Here is an 11,977-nt window from a genome sequence, read left to right on the forward strand (position 1 = left end):
ATTACGGATGATTAATCACCCTTCTTATTAACTGCTTCCCTTAATGAGGTGCGTATTATAGACGCTTTTTTTACCAAGTCAAGAAGTATTTTTTATTTAGTTTTAACTTTTTTTCTTACTATGAAGAGTTGGGTTAAATCTAAACTAGCTGTTTTATCTTCCATAGATCTGATCTATGTTTCTTAATGCAGCTCCCTTCCGACTGGGTGGCATTATACGCGCTTTTAGTTGGGGGTCAAGCAAGAAGTTATAAATAGTTTGATTTATTTTACTAGTAGCACATCACTTCTGCTTAACTGTTTGTTTTAGTTAAAAAAATTATTTATGCTTGATGCTCCTCGTCTTTTCTTTTAAGGAGAGATGTCTGGTTTACTGTCTTCTATTATCGATACAAGTAAATTGACGCCCACATTTAACCATAAAAAAAGGAACTTACCAATTGGCAAGTTCCTTAATGTAAAAGGTATAGCGGGTTTTACATCTTTGCTTTGATCGTAGTAAAAATACCTGACAGGGCATATATGACCCCAATGGCTAAAATACCGACAGGGATGTCATAGAGAACGATGCTCATGATCAATACGCCAATAATAAGAACGACAAAAGGCACTTTCTTTTTATCAAACTCTTTAAAGCTATAGTACTTAACATTACTGACCATCAGTAGACCACAAGTGACTACCCATGCGGCAAATAAGAACATGACCAGCGTGTCGTACTGGCCTATCCATTCATTATGATCGATGGCTACCATCACCGCTGCAGTAACCAAGATGGCGGCAAGCGGACTGGCCAAACCCACAAAATATTTTTTATCAACGATGCCGACTTGCACATTGAAGCGTGCCAAACGGAACGCGCCACAAGTGGTAAAGACAAAAGCACAGCCAAGACCAATACGACCTAATGGTTGTAGCGCAAAACTATAAATCAAAATAGCAGGTGCCACACCAAACGCTAACATATCTGCTAGGGAGTCATACTGCTCACCAAATGGGCTTTGGGCATTGAGCATACGGGCGACGCGGCCATCTGCCCCATCGAGAATAGCGGATAAAAAGATGGCTAAAGACGCTTTATAAAACTCGCCTTGGGTACTCGCTAAAATCGAGTAAAAACCTGACAGCAGGGACAAGGTTGTGATCAAGTTGGGCGCTAAATAGACACCGCGACTGACCACCCGTTTACCTTCGGCAACCTCAGCCTCAATCACCTCAAATGTCAAGCCATCATAACTGTCACTATCCGCTAAGCGAATATTAAACTCATGCTCATCGACGAAAGGCGGCTGGGTTGCCGCTCTGTCGTGTATTGGCCCATCGTTTAGCGGCGTATTACTTGACTGGCTTTTGGGTGGTTGCTTATTTGTCATCTTAATATCCTTATTTACCGATATTACTATTCACCAACTAGCCAGCGCACATTGGTCGCACTATCAGGCGTCAAGTCTGGCGCGTCAGCCACTTTTAGGGCAGGCTGTAAAAAGCGTACGATCTCACGCGCATGATTATCAAACTGCCAAGGTGGATTGATAACGAGCAGTCCTGTCCCGTTCAAGCCAACTGCGACATCATTTGGATAGATGTTTAGCTCACAAACCAGCTGACGTCTCATTTCGGTACGTTTGAGCTTTTTGTAAAACAGCTCTACTGCCTCGATGTTTTTGATTGGATACCAAAGTGCATAAGTACCTTGTGGCCATTTATTATAAGCCGCAACCAGCAGGTCAATAAGGCGCGTAAAGTCTTTATGCTCTTGCTCATAAGGGGGATCGAGGAAGATCAGACCGCGTTTCTCTTTTGGTGGAATAACCGCAGTGATGCCTTCAAACGCATCACGATGATGAATACCGATTGGTAATTTATGCAACTGATAGTTTAGCGCGTCATATTCGGTGGCTTTGGCTTCAAACGCCTCACCGCGTACGCCGGCCTCAGGGTTTTTTTCAACATGATGAGCAATCCACCAAGGGGAACCTGGATAGACTTTATTGTCATAAGTAAATCTGGCTTGCTTAATGCCTTCCATATAATCTTTGACAGCGGCGGGCGCTTTTTCGGTATCTGCTTGTAGTAACGCTTGGATACCGCCTTTGGCCTCCCCTGTCTTGCGTGCTTCTTCACTGCTCAGTGAGTACAGTCCACGACCGCCATAAGCGTCAAGCACATAAAAAGGTTTGTTTTTTTGCCCCAATTGATTGAGCAGTTGTACCAATAAAATGTGTTTAACCACATCAGCAAAGTTACCAGCGTGGTAGGCGTGTTTATAGTTCATAATCTCAAAAGTTTAAATAAGAAAAATTGCATCTATGGTAGCATAGGCAGAGTAAAAGATAATGTGGTTTTGGTAAGTGCTGGCAATAAAAAGACACTGATTGACGATATATTGTCAGCTGATGGATAATAATGAGATGAAATGACGCAGATTATTAGCAACCTTAATGTGACAGAGTTGGTCGTCGATCATCCGATAGGTCAGGATAATCCACCCTCTCTGTTTGCAAACCGTGATAACGCGGTTCAAAAGCCGCCCACTCAGCGTGTATTGCAGTTATCTGATTTTGAGATAAATTGGCAAGACAAGCTAACGGACACGCAGCTGGATAAGTTTGTCAGTGATGGCTGGCTAATTATTGACGATGTGTTTGAGCCTAAAGCGTTGATGGCCTTGCAGGCGGAGAGTGGTTTTATTGACTACCGAGATGCTGCACTGACCGCTGGCGTTCGTATCAGTGATATTCGCGGTGACAAAATACGCTGGATCACTGAGAACTTCTTTGCAGGTTACTATTACTTGCAGAGTATTAACGCACTTGCCGCTTTATTCAATCGAAGCTTATTCGCCGGTATTCGCCATAGTGAAGCTCACTACGCCTGCTATCCTGTGGGCTTTGGCTATCAATGGCACAGCGACAATCCTGCTGGACGGGATGAACGCGTTATCTCAGCGGTGTTTTATCTCAACGATGAATGGACACTTAATGACGGCGGCGCGTTAGAGATCGTTGATAAGCAGGGTGTGCATCATAATGTCATGCCTGCCGCCAATCGGTTGGTCATATTTGACAGTGACCTACCCCATCAAGTGCAAATTGCCCACCGCCAACGCTACTCTATCGCCACTTGGATGCGCCGAGATGGTTTGGTGCCGTTTGTTGAAGAAGGCCATTAACGCATCACTGACAAAAACTCTAAAAATCGACTTTACATATAAAAGGTTTATCTATGTCTGACTCTCATAACCAAACCCACACTCATCAACAAGCGACGCATCAACAAGCAACTCTAGATTTGAGTATTGCGCTACTGGAGCGCCCTTCGGTCACACCAGATGATGACGGCTGCCAAGATATATTGTCCGAGCGTTTGACACAGGCAGGCTTTGATTGCGAGTTTATGTATTTTGGCGATAGAGATCAAAGTGGCGAGCACGCTGAAGTCAAAAACTTATGGGCACGTCGTGGTAACACTGATCCTGTGATTTGTTTCGCGGGTCACACGGACGTCGTACCGACTGGCGATGAGACCAACTGGACTTACCCACCTTTTAGCCCAACCATCGCTGATGGGTATTTGTGGGCGCGCGGTGCCGCTGATATGAAAACCGGTATTGCTGCTTTTACCATCGCGGCCGAACGTTTCGTGCAAGCCCACCCTGAGCATAATGGCTCTATTGCCTTTTTAATCACCTCAGATGAAGAAGGCCCGTCAGTAAATGGCACAATCAAGGTCATTGAAACCCTAGAAGCGCGTCATGAAAAAATCACTTATTGCCTCGTTGGTGAGCCATCAAGTACCGACACGCTTGGCGACATTATCAAAAACGGTCGTCGTGGCTCCTTGGGTGCGGTGCTCACCGTCACCGGCAAGCAAGGTCATGTCGCCTATCCGCATCTGGCCTCGAACCCTATCCACGCGGCGATGGCAGCACTGGCTGAACTGACGGCTGCCAAGTGGGATAATGGTAACGACTACTTCCCCGCAACGTCCTTGCAAATATCAAATATCAATGGCGGCACAGGCGCGACCAACGTCATTCCTGAAACCTTAGGGGTTATCTTTAACTTTCGCTTCTCAACAGAAACCACTGAAGCAGAATTAAAAGCAAAAACGCATGCTATATTTGATAAATATTTTTCAAACAGCAAAGCCAGTTACGACATTGATTGGAAATTGTCGGGTCAGCCATTCTTGACCCCTGAAGGTAAATTGGTTTCAGCCTGTCAAAAGGCGATCAAAAAAGTGACCGATGTTGATACCACGCTATCCACATCAGGCGGCACCTCAGATGGGCGATTTATCGCGCCAACGGGTGCGCAAGTTGTGGAGCTTGGGGTACGTAACGCTACGATTCATCAAGTTGATGAAAAAGTAGAAGTCGATGATTTAGGTAAATTGGCGCAGATTTATGAAGGGATTTTGGAAAACTTGCTGTTGGATTAGTTAGCGTAATATCAATTGTAGGCAATTAAAAAAGCGCCCTCTATATAAAAGGACGCTTTTTTGTCAGTACTATCCTTTTATTACTAAAGAGATAAGTTAATCTCTTTAGTATGATTGAGACATATTATGCATTATGAATGGTTCAATTTCTTCCATCAATATACTTATTATTTTCTCAATGTTTTCAGGCATCAACATTTCACCCTCTTTCGCTCCACAATTTTCAAACGCTTTCTGTATAGCTTTATTGACAACTCGATTTTGTTCTTTTTCATAAGAAGCTTTCATACCCGCAGGGATTACTTTTTCAAAGGCTTCTTCAACTGAGCCACTTGGAATCTTTTTATATTGATATGCTTCGCGTATCTCATTGTTTGTAAGATTTAACTCTACGGCAAGTTCAAGCTCTTCGCCAGTTATAGGATTTAAAGAATATGTATTCGATATCGCTTCACCTGTATACTTACTACCCAGACATAACACCATTCGTTGTACGCCAAAATATTCGACATAAGCAATTACTTGATTACTCTTGTCACATCCTTTCACTGAGACACAATGAATAGGAGTATCTTGGGGACGATTTTTCACTAAATCTAACTCGTAAAAATAGCCAAAACAAGCTTCAGAGTCTTCATTATTTAAATAATTTGTTGCTTCAATGCATGACTCAGTAGGAATACCAGAATAAACTGCTAAAGCTAAAGCAGACTTTACGATAGAACGGCCTGCCTCAGCACCTCCCATAGAGAAATCCATTCTAACCATATCTGAACAATATAATGATTGAATTTTTAACTTACTAAAGGCATCTTCAATATCAAATTTAGGATACTTCTTTTTTACTCCTTTAAGCATATTCTTCGCCTCTTTTATGTCACGGGCTTGAATATTAATTCTCGTACTAATACCATCATCTAATGCAGTTTCTAAAAAGACAGGGTTCTCGTAAGCCATGCTACCATTTGCATGAAGCTTTAGCTTATCTCCAGATGTAGTTTCAAATAATTGCTATGGCACATCTCCACGCTCACGTTTAATTCCAAAAAACAGACTTAAAGGGTTAAGTTGTTTTGCTAACTCTTTGTCCCAACTATCACCAGAAGTACTATTACAAGCTCTGCAAATAAACCCCTTTATCTTTTTCCTTCCGCCAATTGCATTGGGAACTATATGTTCTTTAGTGTCATTTTTATTAGTAATAACAATGTCACAAAGTGCACAATTTGGCTGGTTCATTTATACTCCTCAAACATGTAAAACACACGAAAGATTAAGTAATTTTAATTTTATAACATTCAATGACACTTCATATTTGTAAGGATTAACTTTAAAGCGATAGTTACCTTTTACAGATTTCTAATGCGAATAGTCTCACTCGATACCAATATACAGATCGACTTGACCGTACTCTAGATTACCATCAATATAACGCTCAAAATCGACAGCAAACGTTCGGGTGTGCTCACAGTCTGCTGTATTAAAATATTCCCACGCCTTCTCCCATGCATTCATGACCGTATTTGGCATATTGCCTTTTTCAGAAAATACCAAATACTTGCCAGTAGAAATGGTTACCTCTACCACATTGTCCATGTTCAGCGTAGCGTCACTATCTGACTGCTCCGCTTCGTCTTGCTCATTAGTCGTCTGCCAACCAGCGACCACATCAAACGCGCCTACTAAGTCGTCGCTCTCATAGTTATGATAAATACCATAAATGTCCTCACCTTTCTCAAGATGACTGACATGGTTTTGGTAAAATTTCTGCCATAACCTACCTAATTTAGCCGTTTCATGGCTGATCTCAGCGTTATTGGTCGTACGAACGCTGATGCCGCGACAAGCTATGGCGTCGGATAGCTCTTGAATTTGTGATGTCATGATGCAGCCTTTTCTATCTGTTTATTTAATTTTTATTTGTAGCAATGCTAAAAAGCCGAGTCGATTAATCCGCTTCATCAATCCAATTCATTTGAATGGCTTCTAAGATCCCTTCATTTGATTTTTGTGGATCATCATCAAAGCCTTCCAGCTCAGTCACCCAGCGATGCAAATCGGTAAAACGTATGTACTGTGGGTCTGTCTCTGGGAACTTCTCATAAAGCTCAATCGCGATATCTAAGCTGTCTGTCCATTTTAATTTTTGTGGCTTCATAACGGTACCTTATTTTTTAGTCGTTTTAAAAATAGTTATTTTGAAACACGGTGTGGTCGCCTGAATATTGACGACTTGATGGACTCTATCCTACCAAAATTCAGCAAATGATTATAGCCAAGTTGTTTTACGACAGTATTTTTCGCTGTTTTTTCGCTGTTACTTATACCGACTTAGTCGACTTAACAGCCACTTGGTGATCATTCCATGTGGTAATGACAGCTGTTAGCTGCTTCCCCGTCATATCTAGTACCTCTGGGGCTTGCTGCTGGCCTTTTTTATCCATCAAGACAAATTTGGTCATCCCCACGCTCATTAACTGGTTTTTGACAAAGAAGCGATGTTCGAAATACACGTATTTATGGTCCCAACCAACCAGTTTACTACTTACAGTCATCTTGTTAAGGAATTTGATTTCTTTTAGATAAACCATCTCTTGCATGCCGATCACCCAGTTTAAAGGTTTGACGCCTTTTTGTTGGCAGCACGTCATCAGCCAGCGGGTAATATTTAGCTCAATAAAAGACAGATAACGATAATTAGGAAGATGGTCGCGAAAGCCCATATCATGGGGCAACACACGATAATGGCGAACTGTCGGCGCGGTCAGGGTTTCTATACTAAGACTTTCTCTCACAGACTGCTGTTTGAGTTGCTGCTTTAGCAAGCTGGTCATAATAAAAAAACGCAGTAACATATTCATGGGCAATTCTCTTATTTGCTATTCATTGTAATAAGCAATTATATATAGGTGGCAATATCGTAGCGGTCATCAATGCCGCATACTTTAACGCAAAAAAGCCACCTAGGTGACTTTTTTATTGAGCAACTGGCTTAGAGATTAATGTCCGCCGCCATTGATACTGCGCACCATTTCTTCTACCATTTTTTTGGCATCACCAAAGATCATCATGGTTTTGTCCATGTAGAACAAGCTGTTATCTAGACCAGCATAACCCGTGCTCATCGAGCGTTTGATAACCATGACGGTTTGGGCCTTATTCACTTCTAGGATAGGCATACCAAAGATAGGTGACGTAGGATCGTCCTTCGCAGATGGGTTCACAACGTCATTTGCACCAATAACCAAGACCACATCGGTACTAGCGAAATCTGAATTGATCTCGTCCATCTCAAGGATATCATCATAAGGCACGTCGGCTTCTGCCAATAATACGTTCATATGGCCTGGCATACGACCAGCAACCGGATGAATCGCAAAACGCACGTTGACGCCTTCATCTTTTAATAATTCATACAGCTCTTTTACCGCATTTTGGGCACGGCCTTGTGCCATACCATATCCCGGTACAATGACCACATTGCTGGCGTTAGACATCAAGAAGCCTGCGTCTTCTGCCGAGCCGGCCTTGTAGTTCTTAGGTGCACCATCATCATCGCCTGCTGCGACGGCTGACGTACCCATACCACCAAACAGTACATTGAGTAATGAGCGATTCATGGCTTTACACATGATATAAGACAAGATCGCACCTGAGGAACCAACGAGCGAGCCTGCGATAATCAGCATCGAGTTGCCAAGGGTAAAACCAATCCCCGCGGCCGCCCAACCTGAGAATGAGTTTAACAAAGACACAACCACTGGCATATCACCGCCACCGATTGGCGCAATCCACATCCAGCCAAAGATAACCGCAATCACTGCCATCGCATAAAACGCTGGGAGTGAGTCGGTGACGAAATACACCCCGCCAAAACCGATCATTGCAATAAACAATAGCGCTTGTACAGGTTTTACCCAGCCACCGACCAAGGTCTTGGCCCAGCTTTTTGCTGCCAATTTACCAAAGGCAAAGACAGACGCTGAGAAAGTAATTGCACCGATAAAGCAACCGATAAATAGCTCGACACGAGCCACCGCACCATGCTGTTGTTCAGTATGCAATACTGTTGCCAGCGCAATCGCCACCGCTGCCAAGCCGACAAACGAATGCATCAAAGCGACCGTCTCTGGCATTTGGGTCATCGCGACCGTTTTCGCCTTCCACATCCCAACGATGGCACCTAAAATCATGGCACCGATAATCAACCAAAGGACAGGGCCTTCTGCTAAAAAGAAAGTCGTCACGACGGCAATCGCCATCGCTGCCATACCGAAGCGATTACCGCGAATGGCGGTCTTTGGACTCGACAAACCACGTAGGGTCAAGACAAAGAGAATAGCACCGACTAAATAAAACCAATCAGCATTGGTAGCAATGAAGTTTGTTAAGTCACTCATACATCGCCTCCACTTTCAGTCGTAACAACTGGTGATTTTTTTGCTTTGGGTTTAAACATCGCAAGCATACGCTCAGTCACGGCAAAACCACCAAAAATATTGATACTGGCCAAAAAGACAGCAAAGGCTCCAAGCAAGCTGGTTGGTGTAAATACCGAGCCGTCAATCGTGACGGTCTGTAGCATCGCACCCACGATGACAATACTGGATAAGGCATTGGTTACCGCCATCAATGGCGTGTGCAGTGCAGGTGTGACGCCCCAAACGACGTAATATCCAACAAAAATAGCGAGTACAAATACGGTAAAAATCGCTACAAATGGTGTGCTACTCATGGCGGCTCCAGCTGGCGCTGCAGCTAAAATAGTGGCAATCATCTAATCCTCCTAAAATTTATTCGTTACTGGCAAATGTATGGTGACAACATATGTAATGATAGGCCGTCAAACCTAGCGCTTGGCAAGGCGTACTTGACTATCATGCGTCACTGCCAGTGCACCCTGAATTTCATCATCCATGTCGATATTAAGTGCCAGCTCAGTTGTTGCAGCGTCATCATTAGCAGGCGTAATCAAAGTCGTGATAAAGTTGACAAGGTTATTTGCGTACAAGTCTGAGGACTGCGCGGCAAGCATCGATGGAATGTTGGCCGCGCCAACAACACGCACGCCATTATCCGTGCTGATGGTTTCGTTAGGCACACTGCCTTCTACGTTACCGCCTGTGCCAGCAGCCATATCGATCAGCACAGAACCTGCCTTCATTTTGGCAAGAGTGGCCCCATGGACCAAACGCGGGGCTTGACGGCCCGGAATTTGCGCTGTCGTGATAACGATGTCAGCGTTGCTCAAGGCTTTGTCCACCACGGCAGCTTGGTCTTTGATATATTGCTCTGAGGGCGTCCACGCATAGCCGCCCGTTGCTTTGGCCTTTTGGGCTTCATCTTCGCTCATCGGCACATCAAGCCATTTACCACCCAGGGATTCGACTTGCTCTTTGGCCGCAGGACGCAGGTCACTGGCTTCAACCACTGCCCCTAAACGCTTCGCTGTCGCAATCGCCTGCAGACCTGCCACACCTACGCCTAAGATCACCACTTTGGCTGGCTTGACGGTACCCGCTGACGTCATAAACATCGGAAAAGGACGCGAGTACTCATTGGCCGCGAGCAATACCGCTTTATAACCAGCAAGGTTGGCTTGTGATGACAGTACGTCCATATTCTGTGCACGTGACAGTGTGCGTGGTAGTAGCTCCATCGCAAAAACCGTTGCGCCCTTGGCCGCATAAGTGTCAAGCTGCGTGTTACGATATGGGTCGAGCATACCAATGACAATTTGACCAGATGTCAAGCCATCAGTCGCCGCAGCTGACAAGTCATTGACGGTCGTAATAATCTGAGATTGGCTGATGACCTCGGCGCTGCTGTTGGCAATGTCGGCACCCGCAGCCTGATACAGCTCATCAGCATAATATGCTGCTTGACCTGCACCTGACTGTATGACGACTTCAAACCCAAGCTTACGCAATTTTTTGACCGCGTCTGGGGTTAGCGCGACGCGGCTCTCGCTCGCGATGTCTGCACTGATTACACCGATTTTCATACCGTCTCCTTACTTACGTCTAATGACTTTATTCACGTCTCAATGACTACCTTTAATACCCTCAACGCACATTCAAAAAGCACAGGGGACAAAAAAACCTTTGGTCATATTTGCTTCAAGATTACGACCAAAGATTATCAATTTAATAAATGATAGCTACTTTGCCATCATGTCTTTTTATTATAGAGACATCATCCGGCAACTTTCATTGTCTAATGATGACCCACAAGTAAAATAAAAAGTTAGGCATTTACACCATCTGCATAACTTTTATTGTTATATTAAAAACTTTTATTTTTCTGATAAATGGTTGGGCTTAACCAATATCACCTCTCGACACTCACAACTACCTTTCAAATGTTTGCAAATTTCGAGTATAGCGCTAAAAAGTACAAAATAACGGTGCACAAGATCTGTTAAGCGCGTGAGTATCGTATAATAAGAAAACTGGATACTTTAATAGAATGGTCACCATTGACTCACTATAATAAGGAATAGCGATGTATTTTTTACTCTCTCCTGCCAAATCTTTGAATGAAACAGATGCAATACCGGTAAATCTAGGCAACTACTACAGTCAGCCTGAGCTCATCGAACACTCACAGGCGCTGATGAAAATACTGAAGATAAAAGAACCTGTCGATTTGCAAGCATTAATGAGCATCTCTGATGATCTGGCGCAGCTAAACGCAACGCGCAATCAGCAGTGGCAATGGGATACTGATAAGCCTTTTACCACCGAAAATGCTAAGCCTGCGGCTTACTTGTTTGATGGTGATGTCTATACTGGCCTTGACATGTACAGCATGGACAAAGAGTCAGCTATTTATGTGAATGAGCATTTGGGTATTTTGTCAGGGCTTTACGGGGTGTTGAAGCCGCTGGACTTAATCCAACCTTATAGATTAGAGATGGGCACCAAGCTTAAAAACGAGCGCGGTGACACTCTTTATGAGTTTTGGGGTGAGGAAGTGACGGACGTAATTAATACACGCATGGCTGACAGCGATGACAAGGTCTTGGTCAACCTAGCCTCTAATGAATACTTTAAGTCAGTCAAGAAAAAGGCGCTAAATGCTGACATCATTACACCAAGATTTGAAGATGAGAAAAATGGTCAATACAAAGTCATTAGCTTTTATGCCAAAAAAGCACGCGGACTGATGGTGAAGTATGCCGCTGATAATAAGCTGACTAATGCGGAACAGTTAAAAGATTTTGATTTGGCGGGTTATTATTACTGCGAAGCAGCGTCTGACGATAAGACCTGGACTTTTAGACGAGATGCAGCGGATCAGTAGTGTTAAAGTTTCAATCTATGCTCATAAAAACCCTCTGATAAGCTCAGCTGATCAGAGGGTTACTTGGTTTATACTTGCCTAAGAGTTATGATACGAAGATAAAATGAGCTATGCTGAAGAAACCGTAGAGATAAACTTGGTAAACTAAGCGTATTAATCGGAGTTTACCATGACCAAGAAATTAAGAACCTACAGTGACGAATTTAAAGCTGAAGCTGTTAAAAAGATAG

The 11,977-nt window shown here is 43.6% G+C and carries 13 protein-coding genes; 3 read left to right on the forward strand and 10 right to left on the reverse strand.

From position 1 onward, the window contains the following. Positions 1-475: 475 nt before the first annotated feature. The gene (gene pssA / locus DVY93_RS12100) at positions 476-1,372 is read right to left on the reverse strand and encodes a CDP-diacylglycerol--serine O-phosphatidyltransferase (RefSeq protein WP_230711005.1); all 897 of its coding nucleotides are present in this window, start codon (positions 1,370-1,372) and stop codon (positions 476-478) included. 26 nt (positions 1,373-1,398) lie between these two features. Beyond that, positions 1,399-2,274: a 23S rRNA (adenine(2030)-N(6))-methyltransferase RlmJ gene (locus tag DVY93_RS12105; RefSeq protein WP_193005974.1), complete on the reverse strand. Its 876-nt coding sequence runs from the start codon at positions 2,272-2,274 to the stop codon at positions 1,399-1,401. Positions 2,275-2,415: 141 nt separating this feature from the next. Between DVY93_RS12105 and DVY93_RS12110 the strand changes: the two genes are divergently transcribed. After that, positions 2,416-3,171, forward strand: a complete 756-nt coding sequence (locus tag DVY93_RS12110) for a 2OG-Fe(II) oxygenase (RefSeq protein WP_230711006.1) — start codon at positions 2,416-2,418, stop codon at positions 3,169-3,171. 53 nt (positions 3,172-3,224) lie between these two features. After that, positions 3,225-4,442, forward strand: a complete 1,218-nt coding sequence (gene dapE, locus DVY93_RS12115; RefSeq protein WP_230711007.1) for a succinyl-diaminopimelate desuccinylase — start codon at positions 3,225-3,227, stop codon at positions 4,440-4,442. Between the two features lie 105 nt (positions 4,443-4,547). Here the strand turns inward: dapE and DVY93_RS12120 are convergent, their stop codons facing one another. The 8 genes from DVY93_RS12120 to DVY93_RS12155 all read right to left on the reverse strand — a co-directional run bounded on the left by DVY93_RS12120 (position 4,548) and on the right by DVY93_RS12155 (position 10,446). Next, positions 4,548-5,399 (reverse strand): hypothetical protein, encoded by an 852-nt coding sequence (locus DVY93_RS12120; protein WP_230711009.1) that lies wholly within the window; start codon positions 5,397-5,399, stop codon positions 4,548-4,550. A 54-nt stretch (positions 5,400-5,453) separates the two neighbouring features. Next, the gene (locus DVY93_RS12125) at positions 5,454-5,681 is read right to left on the reverse strand and encodes an HNH endonuclease (protein ID WP_230711011.1); all 228 of its coding nucleotides are present in this window, start codon (positions 5,679-5,681) and stop codon (positions 5,454-5,456) included. Between the two features lie 135 nt (positions 5,682-5,816). Then, entirely contained in the window at positions 5,817-6,326 is a 510-nt protein-coding gene (locus DVY93_RS12130) for a GyrI-like domain-containing protein (RefSeq protein ID WP_230711012.1), read from the reverse strand. A gap of 64 nt (positions 6,327-6,390) precedes the next feature. After that, positions 6,391-6,600, reverse strand: coding sequence for a Fe-S cluster assembly protein IscX (gene iscX, locus DVY93_RS12135; RefSeq protein WP_230711014.1), 210 nt, complete (start codon positions 6,598-6,600; stop codon positions 6,391-6,393). A 163-nt stretch (positions 6,601-6,763) separates the two neighbouring features. After that, positions 6,764-7,303 carry an acyl-CoA thioesterase gene (locus DVY93_RS12140; protein ID WP_230711016.1) on the reverse strand — a complete coding sequence of 180 codons (540 nt, stop codon included), beginning with the start codon at positions 7,301-7,303 and terminating at the stop codon, positions 6,764-6,766. A 138-nt stretch (positions 7,304-7,441) separates the two neighbouring features. Then, positions 7,442-8,842, reverse strand: coding sequence for an NAD(P)(+) transhydrogenase (Re/Si-specific) subunit beta (locus DVY93_RS12145; RefSeq protein ID WP_230711018.1), 1,401 nt, complete (start codon positions 8,840-8,842; stop codon positions 7,442-7,444). Then, entirely contained in the window at positions 8,839-9,177 is a 339-nt protein-coding gene (locus DVY93_RS12150) for a proton-translocating transhydrogenase family protein (RefSeq protein ID WP_198335036.1), read from the reverse strand. Before DVY93_RS12150 ends, DVY93_RS12145 begins: the two co-directional genes overlap by 4 nt. 114 nt (positions 9,178-9,291) lie before the next feature. Then, positions 9,292-10,446, reverse strand: coding sequence for a Re/Si-specific NAD(P)(+) transhydrogenase subunit alpha (locus DVY93_RS12155; protein ID WP_230711020.1), 1,155 nt, complete (start codon positions 10,444-10,446; stop codon positions 9,292-9,294). Between the two features lie 500 nt (positions 10,447-10,946). Here DVY93_RS12155 and yaaA point away from each other — a divergent pair, with 500 nt between their 5' ends. Then, positions 10,947-11,747: a peroxide stress protein YaaA gene (gene yaaA, locus DVY93_RS12160; protein ID WP_230711021.1), complete on the forward strand. Its 801-nt coding sequence runs from the start codon at positions 10,947-10,949 to the stop codon at positions 11,745-11,747. Positions 11,748-11,977: the final 230 nt, after the last annotated feature.

Source organism: Psychrobacter sp. CCUG 69069, assembly GCF_021023115.1.
Lineage (GTDB): Bacteria > Pseudomonadota > Gammaproteobacteria > Pseudomonadales > Moraxellaceae > Psychrobacter > Psychrobacter namhaensis.